Genomic DNA, 24,266 nt, shown 5'->3' with positions numbered 1-24,266 from the left:
TAGGGCCGTTATCGACCAGTTGAGGAAGTACCGTGCCAGACAAACGTACTGACAACCAGAGCGCGCCCGCCCGCCCGGTGTCTGCCGCAAAGCGAACCCGCGACGAGCGCGACAGTCTCGGCACGCGCGGTGACGACTACCACAGCGAGCTGCCGCCGCACACGATCGACAATCTCGCCGCATCCTTGCCCGAGAGCCTGAGCGTGCCGATCGAGGTGACGGTCGGGCCCCGCCGCTCTGTGGCCGCCGCCGTTGGGCCGGTATCCGTAGCGGGCAATGTGATCGAGACAACGCGGATCGTGTCGACCCCGGCCACCCACACCGTCGAAATCTCAACGCCAGCACCGGCCAGGGCAGCCGGCGCCAGTTCGGCCATCGAATCACTGTCGAGAGCGGATGCCGCCTCCTCCGTCCGGCGCGACCGCATCCGCACCGAAAACAGCACGGCCCCCGAGTCTGCAGCCATGCTCACGTCTGATCGCCTGCTCGCGGTCAACCGCAAGACCCGCAAGGCGCCGCAGGGCGTCTGGCCTGAATTCGTCTACGCGCTCACCCTGCACCTGGTCAACCTCGGCGACTCCGCCAAGGTGCTGGCGTATAAAGAAATGGATGAGCGCATTCGGCGCCAGTTCGAAGGCGGCACCCGGTTCGTGCCGATCCTCACCCGCAAGGGCGGCGTGGGCAAGACCACTGTCACAACCCTGCTCGGCATGGCCCTGGCCGATGCCCGCGACGACCGTATTATTGCCATCGACGCCAACCCCGACCGCGGTACCCTGTCCGAGCGCGTCAGCAAGCAGACACGCTCGACCGTGCGCGACGTCGTCTCGAAGGCCGCGTCGATCGGCAACTTCACCGACTTCTCCGCGCTGGTCTCCCGCGACGAGACCCGCCTCGACATTCTCGCCTCCGACACCGACCCGCTACTGTCCGAAGCATTCGATGAGAACGACTACAACGTCGTCGCCGACCTCGCCGCCCGGTACTACTCGATCGCGTTGACGGACTGCGGCACCGGTATCGTGCACTCGGTTATGCGAGCGACGCTGCAGCGTGCCGATTCCATCGTGATCGTCTCCGGCGGCAGCGTCGACGAGGCCCGGTTGGCGTCGGAAACGCTGACCTGGCTCGAAGCGAACGGCTACGGTGAGCTGGTGCGCAACGCGATCGTCGCGCTCAACACCGCCACCCAGGGCACCAATCTGGTTCGGCTTGAAGAAATTGAGTCGCACTTTCGCTCCCGCGTGCGCGAAATCGTGCGGATTCCCTACGACCCGCAACTCGCCGCAGGCAGCGTCGTGTCGTACAAGGACCTGAAGCCGATCACCCGGCTGGCCGCACGCACTCTCGCCGAGCTTGTCGTCGAGGGGCTCCCCGCCGACCGCAACCTGTAGCCAGCCGCGAGCCGCCGACCCACTCGCCATTCATCATCCGCCCTACCGAGGAGTTTCCCCGTGCCCGAACGCCAGATCCGTCTCTTCGGAGATCCGGTGCTGAAAACCGTCTCCGATCCCATCGACGGGATCGACGACCGGGTGCGCGGTCTTGTACAGGACCTGGTCGACAGCGTGCGACTGCCCGGTCGGGCCGGCGTTGCCGCCTCGCAGATCGGCGTCAACCTGCGCGCCTTCAGCTACAACGTCGACGGTGTTATCGGCTACATTCTGAACCCAACGGTCGTCGAACTCTCCGGTGAGCCCGACCTCGTCGACGAGGGCTGCCTCTCCGTACCCGGACTCTGGTACCCCACGGAGCGTTACCCGTTCGCCCGAGTAACCGGCATCGACCTCGACAACAATCCGGTCGAACTCTCCGGCACCGGCATCATGGCGCAAGCCCTACAACACGAAACCGACCACCTCGACGGCTTTCTTTACATCGACCGTCTCGACAAAATCAACCGCAAGGCCGCAATGAAGGAAATCCGCGAGTCCACCTGGTTTTAGCACCGAGCTCTTCGAAATCGCATTAGTGATAAACCGAGTCCCAGAAACGTGACCAGCGGGCCGCGTTCAGATTCCGCCATGCTGACCCGGTGGCGGGCCGTGAGAACGTGAGGCCTAGCCGGTGCGGCCACACGTCCTTACGGCTGGTCCGGGCGATCGGTTACGGCTGCGTCGGCCCGATCGCCCGGCGGGACTCTCAGTCGAATTCGATGACCACCGGACAGTTGGAGATACCGGGCAGGGCCCGGAGACCTTCCAAGCTATCGTTGGCCGGTCCGGTCCCTCCGCTCACGAGCACGCCGTCTTCGAATAGGTCAGCCACGTCATCGTGGTCCATGAGCCTGACCTGCTGGCCGCTGTCGATGGCTTGCTGGGTCCACACAGCGGGCGTCACATCCCAAATGGGGGTGTAGTCGTTGTCGCCGGGTATGACCTGAGTGATGTTCAGCGGATCGCCCTCGCCCGCAACTGCCGATTGCAGTCCCTGACGCTGAGGGTTGTTCACGCCGCGTTGGCCGTTGATGATGGGAATAATCGCGGCGCGGGCAGAGGCGTCGCGGTCAAAGGAGGCCAGGCCGGGGGCTGCATCGAGGTTCGGTGCCCAGGTCGAGCCTTCTAGGGCTGCCACGAGCTCGACAGATGCTTCCTGATGGAGGTATTGCACGCGGTTACCTTCGTAGAACCCGTTCAGCGTGTCAAGGGTCACCCGGCGATGGGCGTAGTCGATACCGTTGGGCACGATGGCGTCGTGGAGACCGGATGCATTGGCCACTTGGGTGGCGTTAAGGACCGTTCGTCCGTCTGAAGTGACGAGAGGGCTATAGTCCGCGTCACCAATCGCGCCCGCATGGAATTCTGCCGGTGGAAAGGACTCCGGACCCGGTATCACTACTCGGGTCGGACTGAAATCCACGGTGCCGGTGAAGTTGAGCATGCCATTGACTCGGTGCGCTTGCTGGACGGCTCTCGTCCCGAGCGCGTTGGCCAGCTTCTCGGCATGGTTAACACCGCGGCGTTCCGCATCACTTTTGTTGGAGGATTCTGTCACGACGTACCAGACCACCGATCCATCGTGGCGACCCTTGTACAACGGAAGGGTGACCGTGCCATTTTCGCTGTCCACAGCGATCGCGCTGTCGAGAAAGACTTCGGCCCCCGACGCGACGGCAAGTGCGGGCATCGATGACAAAGCCATTAACGCACCCACCACCAGAACGCAGGCAGCCTTCAGCGGTGAGGATTTCTTGAGGACAGGTCTAGCCGCGTGCTCATGCATAGGACTCAACTCCCGGCGTTGTGGGCATTTAGTCTCGGGCCGTTGCCGCGCAGACTCGGCGCGATCGTATACCCGAACACTTCAGCGCGCTATCTGCGCCTGTCCGGGCGCTGTGCCCGTTGGTGACGACACGGATGCAGCCGATTAGATCGAAATTGCCGATTTCAGAACTGGGCTGCGCACCATGGACCAAGGCCTATACGGGGGAGGAGGAGCCAGTCGTGGGATCTACCTTTTTCGACGACCCTCAGGAAAATGTCCGAACATTCTCTTCGGATCCGCCCCGGAGAACAGTGCCTCTCTGCTCACAGATCACTCGCGCAGCGAGATCCCCTCGGTGACGGGCGCCCCCGAATACATGGCCTCGATCTCGTCGGCGAAGTCGCGCAAAATGATGTTGCGCTTGATGCTCATTTTCGGCGTCAGATGCCCGCTGTCTTCGGTGAGCTCAATACCGAGCACCGCGAATTTGCGAATCGACTCCGCCCGCGACACACTCTCGTTGGCATGGTCAACCGCGCGCTGGACTTCGGCGAGAACGGCTTTATTGACGGATGCCTGCGCGAGCGACATCCCGGCATCCTCGTGGTTGTTGTTGAGCCAGACCGGCAGCATGTCGGGGTCGAGGGTGATGAGCGCGCCGATGAACGGTTTTTGGTCGCCCACGACGACGACCTGGCTGATTAGCGGATTCGCGCGAATGGGGTCTTCGAGGGCGGCCGGTGCCACATTCTTGCCGCCGGCCGTGACGATGATCTCCTTTTTACGCCCGGTGATGGTGAGATAGCCGTCGGAATCAAAGTCGCCGATGTCGCCGGTCTTCAACCAGCCGTCGTCAAAGGTGTCTGCGGTGGCCTGCGGGTTGTTCCAGTACTCCTTGAAAACGTTGACGCCCTTGACCTCAATCTCACCATCGTCCATGACGCGAACCGAGACGCCGGGCAGGGGAGGGCCGACGGTGCCGATCTTGGCCCGCGTGGCCAGGCCCACATTGGCGGGGGCAGTCGTTTCGGTCAGGCCGTAGCCCTCCAGAATGACGATGCCGAGGCTCTTGAAGAAGTGACCGAGGTGGGCGCCGAGCGGGGCGGAGCCGGAGACGGCCCAGACGACCTTGCCGCCCATGGCGGCACGCAGTTTGCTGTAAACCAGCTTGTCGAACAGAGCGAATTGGATCTTCATCCCGAACGGAATCGATGTCCCGGCCTGCATCAACTTGGAATGCTCGACCGCCACGTGTGCGGCAGCATCAAAGATTTTGCCTTTGCCCCCGGTGATGGCTTTCTGCTGGGCCGAGTTGTAGACCTTTTCGAATACCCGCGGTACCGCGAGCAGAAAGGTCGGTTGAAAGCTGCCCAGCGCGGCGAGGAGGGTTTTAGTGTCGGCTTGATGACCGACGCGCACACCAGAGTGCACGCACAGCACCGAGATGAAACGAGCGAAGACGTGGGCGGTGGTGATGAACAACAGGGTCGAGGCGCCTTCGGGGTGAATCAGTACTTCCTTGAGCGCGACCGCGGCATTGCGACTGGTCTCGAGAAAGTTCGCGTGGGTGAGTACGCAGCCCTTGGGCTTGCCGGTCGAACCGGAGGTGTAGATGAGGGTAGCCATATCATCGCCCACGGCGAGATTACGGCGACGTTCGATCTCAGCGTCTGTCACGTCGGCGCCCCCAGCGACGAGCTTGTCCAGGTCGCCCAGGTCAATCTGCCAGACCGACCGGATATTGCCAAGTTCCGGGTGCACCTCGTCGAAGCGGGCGAAATGGTCGGCGGTTTCGACGATGACCGCCATGGCGCCCGAGTCGCTGAGGTTCCACTGCACCTGGCTGGGCGAGCTGGTCTCGTAGACGGGTACCAGGATTGCTCCGGCGAACCAGACCGCGAAGTCGATCAGGGTCCACTCGTAGCGGGTCTTGCAGATGAGCCCGATCTTGTCGCCGGGCTCTATGCCAGCGGCAACGAAGCCCTTGGCCAGCGCTACGACCTGCGCGTGGAACTCCCGAGTGGTGACGGGAAGCCATTGGCCGCCACGCGGCAGCGAAAACAGTACAAGATCAGGAGTCGCGGTCAGGCGGTCCATCAGCAGGTCGGTGATATTGGCGCCAGGATCGGCGGGAACGACGGCGGGCATATCAAACTGTTTCACGGCAACTCCTTCGGTACCGGCTGAACGTGCCAATTGCGCAATCGCAAGGGATTTCAGCGGTGAGCGGGTGTTTCGTCCAGCGGCAAACTGGTTTACTACACTCTAGAGGGTGTCCTGCGTGGCCGTCCGGCCGACGGACGGGACTTTTCCCAGGCCGAGAAAGAAAGGTGGCCCGTGCACGCCATAGGCATCGATATCGGGGGCACCAAGATTGCCGGAGCGCTGGTCGACGAGGCGGGCACCATCATCCGCTCTGATCGGCAGCCAACCACGCCGGGCAACCCGGACGCGATCGAGGATGCCGTTGTTGCGATGATTCGGGGCCTCTCCGAGGGCGAAGACGTCGTCGCTGCCGGGGTCGCGGCGGCCGGTTTCATCGACTCCGCCCAGTCGACCGTATATTACGCACCGAATATCAACTGGCGCAATGAGCCGTTCCGCGACAAGCTCGAGGCTCGACTCGACCTGCCGATCATTATCGAAAACGATGCCAACGCGGCCGGCTGGGCGGAGTTTCGCTTCGGTGCTGGTCGCCCGTACACCGACATGGTCACCCTGACCGTCGGCACAGGCGTGGGCGGCGCGATCGTGACGGGCAACGCACTGTTCCGCGGTGGTTTTGGCGCCGGCGCCGAACTGGGTCACCTCCGGCTAGTGCCCGATGGGCTGCCCTGCGGCTGCGGAGCCCATGGCTGCCTGGAGCAGTACGGCTCAGGTCGGGCACTGCTGCGTATCGCCAACGAATTCGCGGATGCCGGCGGCGTCGGCCTGGGCCTGGCCGCCGTCCGTGAGCGGCGCGGCAAACTCACCGGCAAGGACGTCGGACGGCTGATCCAGGACGGTGACGGCGGCGCCCGCGCGGCCCTGCGCCAGCTGGGCGGTTCCCTTGGGCAGGCCTGCGCGAGTCTCGGCGCCGTGCTCGACCCGCAGGTGTTCGTGTTCGGCGGGGGAGTGGCGGCCGCCGGAGACCTGCTGCTCGAACCGATTCGTGCCGCCTACCTCGAATATCTGCCGGCGCGCGGCTACCACCCGGAAGCGGCGTTCGCCATCGCCCAGCTCGTCAACGATGCCGGTGTAGTGGGAGCGGCCGACCTCGCTCGAATACACGCGGTGCGGTGAGCGGATGCCGTGGGCGCCGGCCGCGCGCGGCATCCGCCCTGCCGTGGCGGGCGGACTAAGCTTTCGTAGTCGGATAAAGGAGTGCGAATGTTCTATTGGATCATGAAGAACATCGTCATCGGACCGCTGTTGCTCACGCTGTTTCGACCGTGGATCATCGGCCTGGAGAACATTCCGAAGACTGGCCCGGTCATTCTGGCCAGCAACCACCTCTCCTTCATCGACTCAGTTTTTCTGCCGCTGGTCGTGCCGCGCCGCGTTGCGTTTCTCGCCAAAAGCGACTATTTCACCGGCAAGGGTCTCAAAGGCTGGGCCACGCGGCAGTTTCTCACCGCGGCGGGGCAGCTCCCCATCGATCGCTCCGGCGGTAAGGCCTCGGAGGATTCGCTGAACACCGGCCTGCGAGTGCTCGGCGAGGGCCGCATCCTCGGCATCTATCCCGAGGGCACCCGCAGCCCCGACGCCCGCCTCTATCGCGGACGTACCGGTGTGGCCCGTATGGTGCTGGAATCGGGCGTGACGGTCATTCCCGTAGCCATGATCGATACCGAAAAGGCCATGCCGACCGGCACCAGGATTCCGCAGGTGCGTCGCATCGGCATAGTGATCGGCAAACCGCTCGACTTCACCCGGTTCACGGGTATGGAGGGGGACCGGTTCGTACTGCGCAGCGTCACCGATGAACTCATGTACGAGTTGCAGCGACTTAGCACGCAGGAGTACGTCGACGTCTACGCTTCCTCGGTCAAGGAGAAGCGGGCCAGCCTTTCGCGATAGGCTGCCTGAAGTGCTGTCTGCGCTTGTGGCGGTGCAGCACCTCATCCATTTCGAGTCGTCCACGTTGTACGGCCCAGCAGAGAAAACAGGAACCATCCCGTGGTAGACCCCACCGAGCCCATCGTTGCCGCAGAAGCCTCTGTCATCACGGGTCTCGACCACTGGCGCACGCTGCCGATCAAGCAGCAGCCGACCTGGCCCGACGCAGCCAAGGTGGCAGCGGCATCCGCTGAGCTGGCGACACAGCCGCCGCTGGTCTTCGCCGGTGAGGTCGATATTCTGCGTGACCGGCTGGCGCAGGCTGCCGGCGGACAGGGTTTTCTGTTGCAGGGCGGCGACTGCGCCGAGACGTTCAGCGGCGCTACGGCCGATCAGATTCGCAACCGGGTCAAGACCGTGCTGCAGATGGCCGTTGTGCTCACCTACGGTGCCTCGATGCCGGTGATCAAGATGGGGCGCATGGCCGGCCAGTTCGCCAAGCCCCGCTCGAGCGACTTCGAGACCCGCGGCGACGTCACACTACCGGCGTACCGCGGCGATATCGTCAACGGCTACCCGTTCACTCCCGAGTCGCGCGAGGCCGACCCTGACCGGCTCGTCAAGGCCTACCACACGTCAGCCTCGACCCTCAATCTCATTCGTGCGTTCACGCAGGGTGGCTTCGCAGACCTGCGCCAGGTGCACAGCTGGAATCAGGGCTTTGCCGCCAACCCGGCTAACCAGCAGTACGAAAAAGTGGCCAAGGAGATCGACCGCGCGATCAAATTCATGATCGCCTGCGGCGCTGACTTCGAAGCGATGCGCCGCACCGAGTTCTACACCAGCCACGAGGGCTTGCTGATGGACTACGAGCGTCCCATGACGCGCATCGACTCCCGCACTGGAACGCCATACAACACCTCGGCCCACTTCATCTGGATCGGCGAGCGCACCCGTGACCTCGACGGCGCCCACGTGGACTTTTTGTCGCGGGTACGCAACCCGATCGGCGTCAAGCTCGGCCCGACCACCTCGACGGACGACATGCTGCGACTCGTTGACAAGCTCGACCCGAACCGCGAGCCCGGCCGCCTGACCTTCATCACCCGCATGGGCGCCGGAAAGGTGCGCGACGCCCTGCCGCCGCTGCTCGAGGCCATCAAGGCGAGCGAAGCGACGCCGCTGTGGGTCAGCGACCCAATGCACGGCAACGGCGTCACCACGCCGACCGGTTACAAGACGCGTCGTTTCGACGACGTCGTCGACGAGGTCAAGGGCTTCTTCGAAGCACACCGTGCCGTCGGAACCCACCCCGGTGGAATTCACGTCGAGCTCACCGGAGACGACGTCACCGAGTGCCTCGGCGGCTCGGAGCACATCGATGAGGCTGCCCTGGCGACCCGCTACGAGTCCCTCTGTGACCCGCGCCTGAACCACATGCAGTCCCTAGAGCTCGCCTTCCTGGTGGCCGAGGAGCTAGCCGCGCGCTAGCCCCCTTTTGGACGGGGCCCGGGCCCCGTCCGTGGGCCCAGTTTATAAACTGGGCCCACGGTCGTAAGGTGGGCCCGGGATTAGCCGAACGGGTTCGTCGGCTTGAGTGTGATCGTGCTGCCCTTAGCCGCCGCCGTACCCGCGACGGGGTTCGTCGATGCAACGTCGAGGAGCGCGGCGATCGCGTCAGCACCCAGGTTGTAACTCAATACAAAGCCGAGCGCGGTCAGGGTGTCCTTGCCCTCGCTCCAGGACATGCCAACGACATTGGGCACTGTGACCGGTTCGGGCCCGCGGGAGATCACCAGGGTAAGCGTGGCGCCCTCGCGAATTGTCCCATCAGGCACCTGCGCGGTGATGACGTCGCCCTCCGCGATCGTGTCGCTGTAGGTCTGCTCGCCCGAGACCACGACCAGGTTCTTGCCGACCAGAATGTCGGTGGCCTCGGCCACGGTCTTGCCGTCGACGTTCGGAATGGAGCCGAGCGAGACGACTAGATTCACGGTGAGGCCTTCGAAGTACTCGCCGCCGGCCGACAGGTCAGCGCCGTCAGATTCCTTGCTCGCCGAGATGACAGAGCTCGCGGCCACGTCGCCGTTGAAGACCGGATCGACGCTGCCCAAGATCGCCTTCAGGTCGGTGATGGCAGCGGATGCCGCCTCCTGCGTCAAACCGGCCAGGGCTGGCAGCGTAATGGGCTGCAGACCCTGGGAGACGATGATCGTGACCGTGCTGTCCTGCGGAACCCGGCTGCCGGCATCCGGATCGGTGCCGATGACGAGCCCCTCGGCGATCGTGGCGCTGAAGGCACCACCGAGCTCGGGCGTGAGGCCGAGCTCGGTCAATTGTATCGACGCGGCCTCGGGGGAGGCCGACGCGAAGTCGGGCACGGACACATCTGACCCGGGGCCGGAGCCGAAATACCAACCGGTACCGCCGAGGGCAGCCGCGATGAGGATAACGAGGGCGAAGAGCCAGAACCCTCGGCCCTTGCGCTTGTCCGCTTTTTTGCTCAGTAGATCACCGCTGTCGGGCGGGCCGACCGGACCGGTGCCGACCGGGTGAATTCCGAGCAGGGTCGCGGCGGGAGGTTTTGTGGGCGCGAGCTTGGCGCCAAGAACCTGCGTTTCGGCATCCGAGACGGCGTCCGCGCCGGTACGCAGGCCGGCGGGCAGCACCATGGTCGACTGCAGAGTTAATTCCTGAGTACCGCCGCGCACCAGCGTGCTCACGTCATGCAGTTGATCGAGCATGACTCTGGCGTCACGGGGACGGTCTTCTGGGTCGCGCGCAGTAGCCCAGAGCACGAGTTCGTCGAGTTCGCGGGGAATGGAGGCGACCTTGCTGCTCGGCATCGGCACAGTGTCGTTGGCGTGCTGGTAGGCGATTTGCATCGGTGCCTCGCCCACATAGGGTTGCTCACCGGTGAGCATTTCGAAGGTCATGATGCCGAGGGCATAGATATCGCTGCGTGCATCCGCGATACCGCGGGTGACGAGTTCGGGGGAAAGGTAGGCGATGGTTCCGAGCAGGGCTTGGCCGGTCGCCGTGTTGTTGTTGGCCGCGCGCGCCAGGCCGAAGTCGCTGATCTTGATGCGACCGTCATCGGCGAGCAGTACGTTCTCGGGCTTGACATCGCGGTGCACGATGCCCGCCTTGTGGGCGGCCGCCAGCCCGCTGAGTACGGCTTCGAGAATATCGAGCGTCTGCTCGGGGGTGAGATGACCGTAATCCTTGAGCAGGTCACGCAGGGTGATTCCGGGAAGATATTCCATCACGAGGTACGCCATGTCGGCGTCCTGGCCCTGGTCGAAGACGTTCACGACGTTGGGGTGGGCGAGTCGCGCGGCCGACCTGGCTTCTTGAATGAACCGAACCTTGAACGCGCTGTCGTCGGCGAGGTGGCCGTGCATGATCTTGATCGCGACCCGGCGTTCGAGGCGCAGGTCGGTGGCCAGATAGACCGTGGCCATGCCGCCGCGCGCAATGCGCGAGCGCACCTGATACCGGCCGTCAATAAGACGGCCTATCATCGGGTCGGTCGAGGGAACGCTCACCCCTTGAGTCTACGGAATTCGGCGGCGGCACCGGCGCGCGGCGCGCACAAGGCGCCGCCCCGGTCGGGGGCCATGCGGCCCGGCCGCCCGGAACGGGAGGGCAACCGGCCTACCCGAGTTCGCTGATCCAGGCCCGCGCCGACGTTTCCCACTTCGCGTAGTAGTCGGGATACGCCGAAATCTGCACGGCCTGCGCGGCCTGGGTCACGGTCATCGATTCCCAGCCAGCGATGTCAAGCAGCCCGCGGGTCACGTTGGGGTTCGGGTTGCTCGCGCCACCGAAAAAGGCGCGGCTGGCCCGCACCGGGTCCATGATCTGCTCGGGTGTGCCCCAGCCGGCACTCGGCCGCTGTTGGAACAGTCCGAGGGAATCCCGGTCGCCGTAGTCCACGTTGCGCAGCCCCGACTCCTGGGCCGCCGCCGCCAGTGCCACGACGAGACCGGCCTGGTTCACACCGGCACCCCGACCGACCGACACGATCGTCTGGGCATTCTGCCGCATCTCCTCAGACATCGGAGTCACCACACCGGCCGATGCGATCGTGCTCGTCGGGCGAGCGGGTGCCACGGCTGCCGGAACCGACGCCGGCGCGACCGGCAAGGCCAAAACCTGTCCGGGGTAGATGATGCTCGACCAGCCGAGGCCGTTAGCGTCGAGCACGGCCTGCACGCTCACTCCGGCTGCGCTGGCCACGGTGGTGATGGTCTCGCCGGGGGCGATGGTGTGGGTGACTGCCGCGGCAACGTGCGCTACCGGCGCGATGTACGCCAACGACTCCAACGCCGGGGTCTCGGCAAGAAGCACGACCTGACCGGGGTGAATGACGCTACTCGCGGTCAGGCCGTTGGCTCCGAGAACATCGGCGGTCGCCAGGCCGTGGGCGGCCGCGATGCCACTGATGGTGTCACCACTGTGCACCGTGTAGTTGTTCGGTGCGTCGGCAGCGGATGGTGCCGGCGCCGCTGTCTGAGTCAAGGTCAAAACCTGGCCGGCAAAGATCAAAGCCCGGGAATCGAGACCGTTCAGCGTCAGCACGGCCGAGGTCGTCAAACCGAACCGCGCTGCGATCGCGCTCACGGAGTCGCCATCCACGACCGAGTACTGGGCCGGTGCACTCTGCACGGCGGCCACGGTGGCCACCGCCGACACGGGACTGGTCTCGGCGAGCTTCGACTTCAGCGGCTTCTTCGCCACCGCCTGGGCGTGCACGGGCGCCGCAAGGTTGAGGCTGATCGCGAGCGTGCTCACGAGCACGATGGGCACGGTCAGTAATGCCGAACGGGAGCGTCGGTCGCCGGGCTTTTTCGCCAGACCCGTCGCAGCATCGGCACCGGAAAATGCGACAACGCTCCCCGACTTGGCACCCGTCACGCTTGGCGCGGCGGTATCCGTCGTTTTCGTATTCACCTTGGTCGACATGGTGCTCCATTCATTGTGCGCACACGCTCAATGTGTGCAAAAAATTCGTACAGCAACGTGCAGTGTGGGGCAATCCCCACTATGAGGTTTTCATAATTATGCAGGGGAGTCAATCGAACGGTCAGCACGAAATAGCTCTGATCTCGATAATTAAGCGGTCGGAAGTTTTGCCCCTGCCCCAATTCATGGGAAGCTAAATGAGTGAGTGATGTGTCTTCAGAGCCCGAGTGGCTTACTATTCCTGCCCTAGTCAACCTGCTCGGAATGAGCCAGAGCCGCGTTCGGCACCTGATCGACGACAAATACCTCCTGGCTATCCGGCGTGACAATGTCGTGTCGGTTCCGTCACTATTTCTGCGTGACGGCGCTCCCGTACCCGAACTTCGCGGCACGCTGTTCGTGCTGGCCGACGACGGCTTCACGGACATGCAGGCCATGACCTGGCTACTCGAGGTCGACGACAGCCTCGGCGTACCGCCGATCGAAGCCCTCCGCGCCGGGCGCAAGGCCGAAGTGCGTCGGGTTGCCCAGGCGCTCGCCTAGCCAGCCGCTCGCCTAGCCAGCCGCTCGCCTCACCGGCTGTGGCCTGAACGGGCCATGTTTCAGACGAACGCGCGCCGATCAGAACGCCCGGCGCGTCACCCGATCGGTCAAGTCCCGCAACTTCTGCTGGGCCTCGGCAGTGATCGGTGCGGTCTGAAGTACCGCCAAAGCCTCGGAAACCTGCGATTCGATCAGTGCCTCGACCCGGTCGACGGCGCCACTGGCGGTGATGAGCTGCTGCAACGCACGAATCTGCGCGGCGTCGAGCGCGGGGTCGCCGAGTTGAGCATCGAGCGACGCTCTGTCGGTGTCGTCCAGACTCTCCCGAGCCAGCGCGATCAACACCGTGCGCTTGCCCTCGGTCAGATCGTCGCCACTCGGCTTGCCGGTCACCGCGGCGTCGCCGAATACCCCCAACAAGTCGTCGCGCAGCTGGTAGGCCATGCCGAGTGGCAAACCGAAGGCACGCAGCGCGTCCAGCTGTGCGGCTGAGGCGCCGGCCAGCGCCGCGCCGATCACGAGGGGAGCCTGAACGCTGTACTTGGCCGATTTGAACACGATCACCCGGAGGGCCCGATCGAGCAGCTCCGCCTCCGGCTGGGCCAGCCACGCGCGTTCCTCGAGAATATCGAGATACTGCCCGGCTGTGACCTCGGTGCGCATGTGGTTGAACTCGAGCCGGGCACGTCGGGCCGCGGCCCGATCGGCGAGTCCATAGAGACCCTCGTCGAGCAGTTCATCGCTCCAGCCGAGCAATAGATCGCCGAGCAGAATCGCCGACGCTCGACCGAACGAGACGGAGTCGGCGGCCCAGCCCTCACGCGCGTGCAAACTCTCGAACAGCTTGTGGGCGCTCGGAGCGCCCCGTCGCGTGTCGGAGTTGTCAATGATGTCGTCGTGCACGAGGGCAGCCGCATGAAAAATCTCCAGTGCGCTGGCCGTCGATACAACGGCCGCCAACCCTGCCGCAACGGCTTTTAGGCCGGCGGATGCTCCGGCCTCGTCAGCCGCACCGGTTGCACGGTCCGTCCATTCGCCTGCGTCCCGGCTGACTGACTTCTGGCCCGGTTCCTGGCCCGTTTCCGAAGCGAAATCAGTCGCAAGAACGCTCCGCGCACCCCAGTAACAAAACTGGGCCCGAAAGCGTTTTCCACCGCTGAGAAACTGCCGTGAGTAGTCAATAAGGGGAGCTAGATCTGAGCTGATCAGGGTCACAATTGGAGCACGGGACGTGAGATACTCGTCGATGCGAGATTGAACCAAGTCGACCAGGCGTTTGCTTTCAGGCACCCGTATAGCCTAGCCACCACGGCGGGGTTAGAATTAAGAAGTTCGAGCCGTCCTGTTCGGATTTGTCACCCCACCCGCTCGATCCCGTAACTGGAGGGAATGAGATGCCGCTTTCGGAACAGGAGCAGCGACTCCTTGAAGAGATGGAGCGCAGCCTCTATCACAACGATGCCGACTTTGTCGCCAGCGTTGGAGCGTCCAGGCTTCGCCCGAACTATCGTTCCATCGCGATCGGTGTATTGCTCGCCGTCGCCGGCATCGTTGCACTCATCGCCGGTGTAGCAATTGCGCAATTGTGGGTCGGCATTCTCGGCTTCATCGTCATGTTTGGCGGCGTACTCATCGCCGTGACGCCCGGCCGGGCCATTCGTTCGGTGCCAGGACCCTCGGCGCCCGGTCGCCGTCCAGCCCAGGCTAAGTCCAACCAGGGCTTCATGGATCGACTGAATGATCGTTGGGACCGCCGGCAAGACGGGCAATAGCTCGATCAACCCTCAGCCCTCCACCGGGCTCGCATAACTCAAAAACTCGCAGTACCGAAGGGCCGATCATTCGATCGGCCCTTTTTTTGTGGCCAAAACGCGCTAGTAGTATCCGTTATTGAAAATACTGCTCCATTTCCCTCCACCGCGACTCTCCGGTGATTTGCGGTGTATTCGGCATTTTATTTAGAAAATACGCTCAAAAAACCTAGGCTTGTGGTTGAAGGTGGAGTAAAGTGGAGGCACACCTGAATCTGGCCGGAAGAAAGGGGTGAGCGTGTTCCTTGGCACCTACGCCCCCCGGCTCGACGAAAAAGGTCGCATTATTCTTCCCGCGAAATTTCGGGATGAGCTCTCCACCGGTGTGGTGATGACGCGGGGGCAGGAACACTGCATCTACGTGTTCAGCACCCGTGAATTCGAAACCCTGCACGATAAAATCCGCCAGGCCCCCGTCACGAGCAAGCAAGCTCGGGACTATCTCCGGGTGTTTTTGTCGGGCGCGAGCTCGGAAACACCGGACAAACAAAACCGCGTCACCATCCCCGGCAATCTCCGTAGTTATGCGGGACTTGACCGGGAATTGACCGTCATCGGTGCTGGCAGCCGAGTCGAGATTTGGGACAGCGAAGCGTGGGCCACGTACCTCGCCGAGCAGGAAACCTCGTACGCCAACACGACGGAGGAGGTGATTCCGGGACTCTTCTAGCCCCTGGTGCCTGACTCCCAGCCGTTTTTGCCCTGACACACTTCCCCCGTGCCAGGTCGAAATGGAGGGGAATCAGGCCTCACGGACTAGCCCGGCATTATGGCCAGCAATGAAATCCACACCCCGGTACTGCTTGAACGCTGCGTCGAGCTGCTCGCTCCGGCCCTCACTAAGCCCGGCGCCGTTCTCGTCGACGCGACACTTGGCATGGGTGGCCATGCCGAAGCGATCTTGGAGCGTTTTCCTGAACTGACCCTGGTTGGCCTCGACCGCGACACTGAGGCTCTCGCCATCGCCGAGGAACGCCTCAAGGGCTTCGCGGGCCGGGTGCACCTGGTGCACACCGTCTATGACGGCATCGGCGAAGCTCTCGACGGCCTCGGCATCAGTGAGGTTGCCGGCGTGCTCTTCGACCTCGGCGTCTCCAGCTTGCAGATCGACCGCGTCGAACGCGGTTTCTCCTATTCAAAGGATGCGCCGCTCGACATGCGCATGGACGGCACCGCTGGCCTGACCGCTGAGAGCATCCTCGCCGATTACAGCGAACGCGACCTCAAACGCATCTTCCAGGACTACGGCGAAGAAAAACTTTCCGCCCGCTACGCCAAGGCCATCGTCGAAGCCCGCGAAACGATTCCCTTCGTTCGGTCAGCGCAACTGGTCGACGTCATCACCAAAGCCACCCCGGTCGCCGTCCAGCGCCTCGGCCACCCGGCCAAGCGCGTGTTCCAGGCGCTGCGCATCGAGGTCAATCAGGAACTAGCCGTGCTGGAACGGGCCATTCCGGCCGCCCTCGACCGCGTGCAAGTTGGCGGCCGCATCGTTGTCATGGCCTACCAGTCTCTCGAGGACCGCATCGTCAAGCGGGCCTTCGCCGCGGCCTCTGGCTCAACAGCTCCCGCGGGCCTTCCAGTGGAACTGCCCGAACATAAACCACTCTTTACCCTTCTGCTGCGTGGCGCTGAATTGGCCTCCGACGAAGAAAAAGCACTCAACCCCCGCGCGACGCCGGTTCGGCTGCGCGCTGCTGAACGACTGAGAAGGGCCGCCGCATGAGCGACAACCTGGCACGCGTGTCATTTTCAATCGAACGCGAACCCTTCGAGGCGCCGGTACGGCGTGGGTTTCGCCTTGTCTCAGCAGCTCCGAACCGCCGGGCGCGCCCGCGCATCTTCTACGCTCTCACCGCGGTGGCCGGGATGGCCGCCATCATCTTGGCCCAGCTGTTGCTCAGCGTCGGTATCTCCCAGGGTGCCTATGAAATCTCCAGCCTGCAGTCAAGCCGGTCCGAGCTGGGTCGCACGGCCGCCAGCGTGAGTGAAGACCTCGTGCGGATCTCCTCCCCGCAGAGCCTCGCCACGAATGCCGAGGGCCTGGGCATGGTCAGCAATTCCAACCCCGTCTTCCTCCGCCTGTCCAACGGAGCTATTTCGGGCGCTCCGGCCTCAGCGTCTGGCTCGCAGGCCGGAGCGGCCAGTCTCGTTCCTAACGCCCTGTTGGCCGGTAGTACCCCGTTCTCGGCGCTTCCGGATAAGGCGGCAGCGGCCGGCGGAACCGTTGCGATTACGAGTGCACCGGTAGTTCCCGCGGGACTCGCGGCGCCCACTACCCGATAGTTTCCTCGAGTCGACAATGATGGGCAGATGAGCGTGCGCAACAGTAATGCCCGAAACCGCAGTGCCCGAAGCAATCCGACCAACTCTCGGTCCAGCCGCCATCGTACTTTTTTCACCATTCTTGTGCTGTTCGCCGTGATCGCAGTGTTCCTGGTGCGTTTGGTGGATATCCAGGTCGTACAGGCCGATTCGCTCACCAAAGACTCCGTGGGGAACCGCTCAGTCGGCCAGGTGGTCTACGGCTCGCGCGGCGAAATCATCGACGCCGAAGGCGTCGTGCTCGCCGCAACGGTCATGCGCTACAACATCACCATGTCCCCGGTGAATGCGACGCCTTTCAAGCGCACCGTCGACGGCAAGAGGATTGAGATCTCGGTGGCTGACGCCGCTGCCGAAATTGGCGAAGCAACCGGCCAAACCGGTGATGCCATCCTGCAGACAATCGGGGCCGCCCTGACGGCCAATGCTGAGGCGAACTTCGCCTATATCGCCCAGAAGGTCGACGTCGATGTGCTGCGGGCCGTGCAAGACCTGCACATTCCCTGGACCTACTCCGAGAACAGCCCGAGCCGGGTGTACCCGAACGGCGCCGTAGCCGGCAACATGCTCGGTTACCTATCGGGGGAGGGTGTTCCGCAGGCTGGGCTCGAATCCGGGCAGGACGCCTGCCTGGCATCCACCAACGGCTCGGAAACCTACGAAAAGGGTGCTGACGGCGTGCGCATTCCCGGCAGCAGCGTCACGAGCACCGCCGCCACGGATGGCGGAGACGTCGTCACCACCATCGACTCCGACCTGAATTGGTTCGTGCAACAGACTCTCGCGGCCCGGGCGCAGGAAACGGGTGCTGCCTGGGCGACCGCGGTGGTGCAGGACGCCAAGACCGGCAAGCTGCTCGCCGTGGCCGACTACCCCTCGGTGGACCCGAACAACGTCGGCGGTACCGAGAACCCGGATGATCGCGGCTCCCGCGCCTTCACCCAGTCCTTCGAACCCGGCTCGACCTTCAAGGCGCTCACCGCGGCATCCGTTCTCGATGCCGGGGTGGCCACCCTGGAAACCGGGATCGTCGCGCCTTACCGATACCTGCCGGACAACGGCGCCAATATCAATGACAGTCACTCCCACCCCGACCAGAACATGACCATGACCGGTGTGCTGATCGACTCCAGCAATACCGGCATGTCCAAGTTTGGGGAGATGCTCACCGACCAGCAGCGCTACGACTACATGAAAGCGTTCGGTGTTGGCACGCCCACCGAGACCGGCTTTCCCCGTGAAGATGGCGGCATTCTGCACCCGGTCGACGAGTGGGACAACCAGACCAGCTATGCGACCATGTTCGGGCAGGGCCTTACCACGACCGCCCTGCAGGTCGCGAGCATCTACCAGACCATCGCCAACGACGGCGTGCGCATGCCGGTTCAGCTGATCGAGGGCTGCAGGCAGGCCGACGGCACCATGACGAACGTGCCAGACCAGGTCGGTACGCGGGTGCTGTCCGAGAAGGCAGCCAACGAGACCAGCGACGTGCTCGAAATGGTGTATCAAAAAAGTTGGGTGCATAGCAAATGGAACATTCCCGGCTATCGGGTCGCGGCCAAGACCGGAACAGCGCAGATGCCGGACGGCCAGGGTGGGTACTCCGACGGGTATCTGGTGTCGGTGTCGGGCTACGCTCCGGCCGACGATCCGCAGTATGTCGTCTCGGTCAGCATCGCCGACCCTGTTAAACTGAACACGTCTGCCGCACCGGCTCCGGTCTTCCAGGAGATCATGAGTCAGGTGTTGAAAAAGTACCGGGCGGTTCCCTCAGGCGCGACTGCGCCTGACCTCCCTTCCACCTGGTAAGAAAGCGAGCCCTGCGTGTCTGAATTGGCGCCGTCGGCTCTCCGTCCCGAGCATCCCGTTCCACGGTCGTTGTCGGGATTGGTTGCCGAATTTGATCTAGAACTGCGTGGAGACATCGACGGTCTCGAAGTCACCGGAGTGAGCCTGAGCTCGCGCACGGTGCAACCCGGCGACCTCTACGTCGGCGTTCCCGGTGCGCACCTGCACGGCGCGACCTTCGCTGCTGCGGCCGCCGAGGCGGGGGCGGTGGCCATATTGACCGACGAGGCCGGAGTGCTGCTCGCTGCGGCCAGCGGTCTGCCGATTTTGGTTACACCGGATGCCCGCGCCGCGCTCGGTGCCGTCTCCGCCTGGATTTATCGCACCGACGACAACCCGGCGACCCTGTTCGCGGTCACCGGCACCAACGGCAAGACCAGCGTCGTTTACCTTTTGTTCGGTATTCTGAACCAACTCGGCGTCGTCTCGGGACTCACCTCGACCGCCGAACGCCGCATCGGCGATCTCGCCGTGACGAGTTCGCTCACCACGCCCGAGGCCAGCGAACTGCACGCCCTGCTGGCCCGTATGAATGAAGCCGAGGTACGCGCCGTCGGCATCGAGGTATCGGCGCAAGCCCTCAGCCGCTACCGGGTCGACGGCCTCGTCTTCGATATCGCTGCGTTCACCAACCTCAGCCACGACCACCTCGACGACTACCCGGCGATGGACGACTACTTCCAGGCCAAGCTCGAGCTGTTCCAGCCCGACCGCTCGCACCGCGGCGTCGTCACCGTCGACACCGACTGGGGACGTCGCCTCGCCGACGAATGCCGCATCCCGGTGACGACCATCAGCAACCGGGCAGACGTCGACGCCGACTGGCACATGACCGTTGTGGGGGAGTCCTCCACGCACACCGACTTCGTGCTCGACGGCCCCGATGGCCGTCGTCTGCACACCCGGGTGCCATTGCTCGGCTGGTACATGGCGGCCAACGCCGCCCTGGCCATCGTCATGCTCGTGGAAAGCGGATTCGACCTCGGCGCCATTCAGCACACGCTGAACCGCGACGGTGGCATTGTCGCGTTCATCCCCGGCCGTGCGGAGCGCATCTCCGGTGATCGCGGGCCGCTCGTCTACATCGATTACGGGCACAGCCCCGATGCCTTCCTCAATACGCTCGAGGCGCTGCGCAAATTCACCCCGGGTAAATTGATCATGCTGTTCGGCGCCGACGGCGACCGCGACACGACAAAACGCGCCGATATGGGTCGGATCGCCGCTCAGGGCAGCGATATTGTGGTGGTGACCGACTTTCACCCGCGGTTTGAGGACGCCGCGAGCATCCGTGCCGTTCTGCTGAAAGCAGCGCGCGAAGCCGTGCCAAACGGCGAATTTTACGAGGTGGCCAACCCACGTGCGGCATTTCGCACGGCGCTGTCACTCGCACACGAAGGAGACACCATTCTGTACGCCGGCCCAGGTCACGAGGACTACCACGAGGTACAAGGCGTGAAACTGCCGTATTCGGCCAGGGATGACTCTCGCCAGGCGCTGCGCGAAGCGGGGTGGCTGTAGATGATCGCGCTGTCCCTGGCCGATATCAGCCAGGTCGTCGACGGTGCCCTGCACCTCGCCGGCGCGTCCGCGCAGTCGGATCTTGTCAACGGATCGGTGCAGACCGATTCTCGCCTGATCGAACCCGGCTCCATCTTCATCGCTAAGCCAGGCGCGGTCACCGACGGGCACCTGTTCGCGCCGGTCGCCGCTGCCCAGGGTGCCGCGGTGCTCATTGTGGAACGACTGCTTGACCTGCCGGTCACTCAGATTGTCGTCGCCGACGCCGTTGCAGCGCTCGGCGCCCTGGCCTCCACCGTTGTCGCCAGGGTGCGCGCCGCCGGGACGCTCAAGATTGTGGCCGTCACCGGTTCCAATGGCAAAACCACGACCAAGAACCTGCTCCGCAGCATGTTCGAACGGGTCGGCCCGACCGTCGCCCCGCGCGGCTCCTTCAACAACCAGGTCGGTGCGCCAATGACCATGCTCGAGGTCACCGACGACACCCGCTTTCTAGTGATCGAGATGGGCGCCAGCAGCGAGGGCGCCATCGCGAACCTCGTGCGCCTGGCCCGACCCGACGTCGGCATCGTGCTCACCATCGGCCTCGCCCACGCCGGTGAGTTCGGCGATCTTGACGGCACAGTGCGGGCCAAGTCCGAGATGGTCACCGATCTGCTTCCAACGGATGTCGCGGTGCTGAACGCCGACGACCCGCGCGTCGCGCAGATGGCCGCCATCACCCCGGCGCGCATCGTGCGGTTCGGAGAGTACGGCCAGGTCGACGTGCGCGCGAGTGACCTGCACTCTGGTCGCACCGGAACGACGTTCACCCTGCACCTTGCCGACGGGCAGAGCGCGCCGGTCGTGTTCCCGGTGCTCGGTGAGCACCATGTCATGAATGCCCTCGCCGCTGCCGCCGCCGCCGAGGTTCTCGGGGTGTCGCTTCGCGATATCGTCGCCGCGCTGGAAGCCACTACCAGGGCCGAACGCTGGCGCATGGAAGTGCTCGGCGGAAAGGACGACGTCACGATCATCAATGACGCCTACAACGCGAGCCCCGATTCGATGAGCGCAGCCCTCAAAACGCTCGCCCAGATTGGCACTCCCGGACGCAGAACCATCGCGGTTCTTGGGGAAATGGCCGAACTCGGCGAACTGGCCGGTGAAGAGCACGATCGCATCGGGCTACTCGCTGTAAGGCTGAACATCTCCCAGATGATCGTGGTGGGCCAGCGGGCCCGCCGCATGCACATCAGCACCATCAACGAGGGATCCTGGGACGGCGAGTCGGCCTATGTCGACACGCCGGACGAAGCCTTCGAACTGGTGCGCAACAGCGTGAATCCGGGAGACACCGTGCTCGTGAAGTCATCCAACTCCGCGGGTTTGCGATTCCTCGGCGATCGACTGGGAGACTTGTTCTCGTGAGAGTCCTTCTGCTGTCCGGAGCGTTTTCGCTCGCGTTCACGCTGTTCCTGACGCCGCTGTTCATTCGCTTGTTTAAGAAGCTCGGCTGGGGCCAGTTCATTCGTGACGACGGCCCCAAGAGTCACCATGCCAAGCGCGGTACCGCAACCATGGGTGGAATCATCATCATCCTGGGCGTGCTGATCAGCTATTTCACGGCCATGCTGATCGAACAACGGCCGTTCACCCCGTCACCGTTGCTCGTCTTGTTCATGATGGTAGGCCTCGGGCTTGTTGGTTTTCTCGACGACTTCCTGAAGACCCGCCACCAGCGCAGTCTCGGGCTTGGTGGCTGGTCCAAGGTTCTCGGGCAGGTCATCGTCGCTGGCGCCTTCGGTGTTCTGTCGTTGCAATTCGTCGACCGCAACGGCCAGACACCCGCCTCGACCAGCATCTCGTTCATTCGCGACCTACCCCTCGACTTTCTGAAACTGGGCACGTTCATCGGCATCGCCGTGTTCCTGCTCTGGATCTGCCTGATTGTGGCCGCGACCTCGAACGGCGTCAACGTCGCGGACGGCCTCGATGGCCTCGCCACCGGTGCATCCATTTTTGCCATCGGGTCTTTCGTGGTGATCGGTTTCTGGCAGTCCAACCAGAGCTGCTTCGGGGGAGCGGATGCCGCCGACCAGTACAAGTGCTATCTCGGCCCCGATTCCTTCGACCTCGCTATCGTTGCGGCAACCATAGTCGGTGGCCTGATCGGCTTTCTCTGGTGGAATACCTCGCCGGCCAAGATCTTTCTGGGCGATACCGGTTCGCTCGCCCTCGGCGGGGCGCTGGCTGCCCTCGCCATTCTCAGCCGCACCGAACTGCTCCTCGTGCTCATCGGCGGCCTGTTCGTGATGGAAGCCGGATCGGTGATCGTGCAGCGTGCCTACTTCAAAATCACCCACGGTAAGCGCATCTTCTTAATGAGTCCGATTCACCACCACTTTGAACTCAAGGGCTGGGCCGAAGTGACGGTCGTCGTGCGGTTCTGGATCATCGGTGGACTGCTCGTCGCAGCCGGTGTCGGCTCGTTCTACCTCGAATGGCTGAGCCGCTAATGAGCGATGACGCCGGTACGAACGACCGCCTGAATCATCTCACCAGCTGGCACGCGGACTGGAAGGGCTTGCGCGTTGCCGTGCTGGGCCTCGGCGTGACCGGTTTCGCCGCCGCCGACACCCTCGCCGAACTCGGCGCCGACGTGCTTGTTCTGGCGTCTGTCGGCCCCGACGAACGCTTTGACCTGCTCACGGTGCTCGGAGTGCCGTTCGTGCAGGCTGACCTGCGGGAGGTGCCTGCGGAACTCGCGGCGCAGATCCCGGAATTGATCATCGTGTCGCCTGGCTTCCATCCCGATCACCCGCTGCTCAATTGGGCGGCGGAGAACCAGATTCCAGTCTGGGGTGACATCGAACTCGCCTGGCGGCTGCGCGACAAGGTCGGCGTTCCCGCCGAGTGGATGCTCGTCACCGGCACCAACGGCAAAACCACCACCGTGCAACTCGCCGCCACCATGCTCGCCGCCCACGGCAGCCGAGTGGCCCCCTGCGGCAATATCGGCGTGCCCGTGCTCGACGCAATCCGCGATCCCGCCGGCTGGGACGTGCTCGTCGTCGAACTATCGAGCTACCAACTGCACCACCTGCCGCAGAGCGGTCCTGGCGCGCTGGCACCCTGGGCCAGCCTCTGCCTCAATATCGCTGACGACCACCTGGACTGGCACGGTTCGGCCGCCGCGTACCGTGCGGCCAAGGCCAAGGTGTATCTGAACACCGCGGTTGCCTGCGTCTACAACACAGCGGATGCCGCTACCCGGGAAATGGTGCAGGAAGCCGACGTGCAGGACGGTGCCCGGGCGATCGGTTTTGGCCTCGGCGTGCCAGGGCCGAGCGAATTGGGCATCGTCGACGGCATCGTCTGCGATCGCGCCTTCCTTCCGGACCGGCTCGAACGCGCCCTCGAACTGACCACGGTTCCGCACCTCGTATCGGCCGGCCTCGGCGCCCCGCACGTGATCATGGACGTGCTCGCCGCGAGCGCCCTTGCCCGGTCGTTCGGCGTGGCGCCGGCCACCATCCACACGGCGCTGGAGACCTTCCACCTCGACGCACACCGCATTGAGACGGTCGCCATCGGGGACGGCGTGGAGTGGGTCGACGATTCCAAGGCGACTAATCCGCACGCGGCCGATGCCTCCCTGGCCGCTTATGAGTCGGTCGTCTGGCTGGTTGGCGGGCTGCTCAAGGGGGTCGACATCGATCAGCTCGTGCACAAGCACGTGGGTCGCCTGCGCGGCGCGATCATCATCGGCGTCGATCGCCTGGCATTACGCCAGGCATTCGCGCGACACGCCCCCGACCTGACCGTGTTCGAGATCGACTCGGACGACACTGAACTGGTGATGACGCAGGCGGTGCGGCTGGCCGCCGAACTCGCTCGCGCCGGTGACACCGTGCTGCTCGCGCCGGCGGCCGCGTCCATGGACCAGTTCGAGAGCTATGCCGAACGGGGCCGGCTCTTCAATCAGGCAGTACACGATCTTCTAGGCAGGTGACGCGGATGGTA

At 64.0% G+C, this 24,266-nt stretch carries 20 protein-coding genes; 15 read left to right on the top strand and 5 right to left on the bottom strand.

Going from position 1 to position 24,266, the window contains the following annotated elements:
• Positions 1 to 32 precede the first annotated feature (32 nt).
• On the top strand, positions 33 to 1,394 hold the full coding sequence (locus E3T39_RS08315; protein WP_241979601.1) for a MinD/ParA family ATP-binding protein: 1,362 nt from the start codon (positions 33 to 35) through the stop codon (positions 1,392 to 1,394).
• Positions 1,395 to 1,454: 60 nt separating this feature from the next.
• Complete coding sequence (locus tag E3T39_RS08310; protein ID WP_134514318.1) at positions 1,455 to 1,946, top strand: peptide deformylase; 492 nt, start codon at positions 1,455 to 1,457, stop codon at positions 1,944 to 1,946.
• Between the two features lie 196 nt (positions 1,947 to 2,142).
• Here E3T39_RS08310 and E3T39_RS08305 read toward each other — a convergent pair whose 3' ends face one another.
• The gene (locus tag E3T39_RS08305) at positions 2,143 to 3,222 is read right to left on the bottom strand and encodes a hypothetical protein (protein ID WP_134514316.1); all 1,080 of its coding nucleotides are present in this window, start codon (positions 3,220 to 3,222) and stop codon (positions 2,143 to 2,145) included.
• A 312-nt stretch (positions 3,223 to 3,534) separates the two neighbouring features.
• On the bottom strand, positions 3,535 to 5,367 hold the full coding sequence (locus E3T39_RS08300; RefSeq protein ID WP_134514314.1) for an AMP-dependent synthetase/ligase: 1,833 nt from the start codon (positions 5,365 to 5,367) through the stop codon (positions 3,535 to 3,537).
• A gap of 174 nt (positions 5,368 to 5,541) precedes the next feature.
• Here E3T39_RS08300 and E3T39_RS08295 point away from each other — a divergent pair, with 174 nt between their 5' ends.
• The 3 genes from E3T39_RS08295 to E3T39_RS08285 all read left to right on the top strand — a co-directional run bounded on the left by E3T39_RS08295 (position 5,542) and on the right by E3T39_RS08285 (position 8,733).
• The gene (locus tag E3T39_RS08295; RefSeq protein ID WP_134514312.1) at positions 5,542 to 6,486 is read left to right on the top strand and encodes an ROK family glucokinase; all 945 of its coding nucleotides are present in this window, start codon (positions 5,542 to 5,544) and stop codon (positions 6,484 to 6,486) included.
• An 87-nt stretch (positions 6,487 to 6,573) separates the two neighbouring features.
• Positions 6,574 to 7,263, top strand: coding sequence for a lysophospholipid acyltransferase family protein (locus E3T39_RS08290; protein ID WP_134514310.1), 690 nt, complete (start codon positions 6,574 to 6,576; stop codon positions 7,261 to 7,263).
• Between the two features lie 99 nt (positions 7,264 to 7,362).
• The gene (locus E3T39_RS08285) at positions 7,363 to 8,733 is read left to right on the top strand and encodes a class II 3-deoxy-7-phosphoheptulonate synthase (RefSeq protein WP_134514308.1); all 1,371 of its coding nucleotides are present in this window, start codon (positions 7,363 to 7,365) and stop codon (positions 8,731 to 8,733) included.
• Positions 8,734 to 8,813: 80 nt separating this feature from the next.
• On the opposite strand, the gene pknB is transcribed toward E3T39_RS08285, so the two are convergent.
• Both pknB and E3T39_RS08275 read right to left on the bottom strand, forming a co-directional pair.
• The gene (pknB, locus tag E3T39_RS08280; RefSeq protein WP_174845110.1) at positions 8,814 to 10,766 is read right to left on the bottom strand and encodes a Stk1 family PASTA domain-containing Ser/Thr kinase; all 1,953 of its coding nucleotides are present in this window, start codon (positions 10,764 to 10,766) and stop codon (positions 8,814 to 8,816) included.
• Positions 10,767 to 10,899: 133 nt separating this feature from the next.
• On the bottom strand, positions 10,900 to 12,054 hold the full coding sequence (locus E3T39_RS08275) for a lytic transglycosylase (protein ID WP_420898155.1): 1,155 nt from the start codon (positions 12,052 to 12,054) through the stop codon (positions 10,900 to 10,902).
• Between the two features lie 357 nt (positions 12,055 to 12,411).
• Between E3T39_RS08275 and E3T39_RS08270 the strand changes: the two genes are divergently transcribed.
• A complete protein-coding gene (locus tag E3T39_RS08270) occupies positions 12,412 to 12,753 on the top strand; it encodes an Rv2175c family DNA-binding protein (RefSeq protein ID WP_092339754.1) in 342 nt (113 codons plus the stop codon).
• A gap of 78 nt (positions 12,754 to 12,831) precedes the next feature.
• Here the strand turns inward: E3T39_RS08270 and E3T39_RS08265 are convergent, their stop codons facing one another.
• On the bottom strand, positions 12,832 to 14,043 hold the full coding sequence (locus E3T39_RS08265; protein WP_134514302.1) for a polyprenyl synthetase family protein: 1,212 nt from the start codon (positions 14,041 to 14,043) through the stop codon (positions 12,832 to 12,834).
• A 104-nt stretch (positions 14,044 to 14,147) separates the two neighbouring features.
• Between E3T39_RS08265 and E3T39_RS08260 the strand changes: the two genes are divergently transcribed.
• From E3T39_RS08260 to murD, 9 genes are all read left to right on the top strand, one after another.
• The gene (locus E3T39_RS08260; RefSeq protein WP_134514300.1) at positions 14,148 to 14,525 is read left to right on the top strand and encodes a DUF3040 domain-containing protein; all 378 of its coding nucleotides are present in this window, start codon (positions 14,148 to 14,150) and stop codon (positions 14,523 to 14,525) included.
• A gap of 277 nt (positions 14,526 to 14,802) precedes the next feature.
• A complete protein-coding gene (gene mraZ, locus E3T39_RS08255) occupies positions 14,803 to 15,234 on the top strand; it encodes a division/cell wall cluster transcriptional repressor MraZ (protein ID WP_092110083.1) in 432 nt (143 codons plus the stop codon).
• Positions 15,235 to 15,333: 99 nt separating this feature from the next.
• Entirely contained in the window at positions 15,334 to 16,290 is a 957-nt protein-coding gene (gene rsmH / locus E3T39_RS08250; RefSeq protein WP_134514298.1) for a 16S rRNA (cytosine(1402)-N(4))-methyltransferase RsmH, read from the top strand.
• Positions 16,287 to 16,850, top strand: a complete 564-nt coding sequence (gene ftsL / locus E3T39_RS08245) for a cell division protein FtsL (RefSeq protein ID WP_134514296.1) — start codon at positions 16,287 to 16,289, stop codon at positions 16,848 to 16,850. The genes rsmH and ftsL overlap by 4 nt, the downstream gene beginning before the upstream one ends.
• A 27-nt stretch (positions 16,851 to 16,877) precedes the next feature.
• Positions 16,878 to 18,701 carry a peptidoglycan D,D-transpeptidase FtsI family protein gene (locus E3T39_RS08240; RefSeq protein ID WP_134514294.1) on the top strand — a complete coding sequence of 608 codons (1,824 nt, stop codon included), beginning with the start codon at positions 16,878 to 16,880 and terminating at the stop codon, positions 18,699 to 18,701.
• A gap of 15 nt (positions 18,702 to 18,716) precedes the next feature.
• Complete coding sequence (locus tag E3T39_RS08235; protein ID WP_134514292.1) at positions 18,717 to 20,261, top strand: Mur ligase family protein; 1,545 nt, start codon at positions 18,717 to 18,719, stop codon at positions 20,259 to 20,261.
• The gene (locus E3T39_RS08230) at positions 20,262 to 21,671 is read left to right on the top strand and encodes a UDP-N-acetylmuramoyl-tripeptide--D-alanyl-D-alanine ligase (protein ID WP_134514290.1); all 1,410 of its coding nucleotides are present in this window, start codon (positions 20,262 to 20,264) and stop codon (positions 21,669 to 21,671) included.
• Positions 21,668 to 22,759 (top strand): phospho-N-acetylmuramoyl-pentapeptide-transferase, encoded by a 1,092-nt coding sequence (mraY, locus tag E3T39_RS08225; protein ID WP_134514288.1) that lies wholly within the window; start codon positions 21,668 to 21,670, stop codon positions 22,757 to 22,759. The genes E3T39_RS08230 and mraY overlap by 4 nt, the downstream gene beginning before the upstream one ends.
• Positions 22,759 to 24,255 (top strand): UDP-N-acetylmuramoyl-L-alanine--D-glutamate ligase, encoded by a 1,497-nt coding sequence (gene murD / locus E3T39_RS08220; protein WP_134514286.1) that lies wholly within the window; start codon positions 22,759 to 22,761, stop codon positions 24,253 to 24,255. The genes mraY and murD overlap by 1 nt, the downstream gene beginning before the upstream one ends.
• Positions 24,256 to 24,266: the final 11 nt, after the last annotated feature.

The sequence above is a fragment of the Cryobacterium suzukii genome (assembly GCF_004403185.1).
In the GTDB taxonomy this organism is placed as follows: domain Bacteria; phylum Actinomycetota; class Actinomycetes; order Actinomycetales; family Microbacteriaceae; genus Cryobacterium; species Cryobacterium suzukii.
This window is presented reverse-complemented; position numbering and strand designations above follow the sequence as displayed.

Excerpts from the sequence above, each read along its gene's own strand:
- E3T39_RS08305 (WP_134514316.1), bottom strand. The coding sequence starts at position 3,222 with ATGCATGAGCACGCGGCTAGACCTGTCCTCAAGAAATCCTCACCGCTG.
- E3T39_RS08290 (WP_134514310.1), top strand. The coding sequence starts at position 6,574 with ATGTTCTATTGGATCATGAAGAACATCGTCATCGGACCGCTGTTGCTC.
- pknB (WP_174845110.1), bottom strand. The coding sequence starts at position 10,766 with ATGATAGGCCGTCTTATTGACGGCCGGTATCAGGTGCGCTCGCGCATT.
- E3T39_RS08260 (WP_134514300.1), top strand. The coding sequence starts at position 14,148 with ATGCCGCTTTCGGAACAGGAGCAGCGACTCCTTGAAGAGATGGAGCGC.
- rsmH (WP_134514298.1), top strand. The coding sequence starts at position 15,334 with ATGGCCAGCAATGAAATCCACACCCCGGTACTGCTTGAACGCTGCGTC.
- ftsL (WP_134514296.1), top strand. The coding sequence starts at position 16,287 with ATGAGCGACAACCTGGCACGCGTGTCATTTTCAATCGAACGCGAACCC.
- E3T39_RS08240 (WP_134514294.1), top strand. The coding sequence starts at position 16,878 with ATGAGCGTGCGCAACAGTAATGCCCGAAACCGCAGTGCCCGAAGCAAT.
- E3T39_RS08230 (WP_134514290.1), top strand. The coding sequence starts at position 20,262 with ATGATCGCGCTGTCCCTGGCCGATATCAGCCAGGTCGTCGACGGTGCC.
- murD (WP_134514286.1), top strand. The coding sequence starts at position 22,759 with ATGAGCGATGACGCCGGTACGAACGACCGCCTGAATCATCTCACCAGC.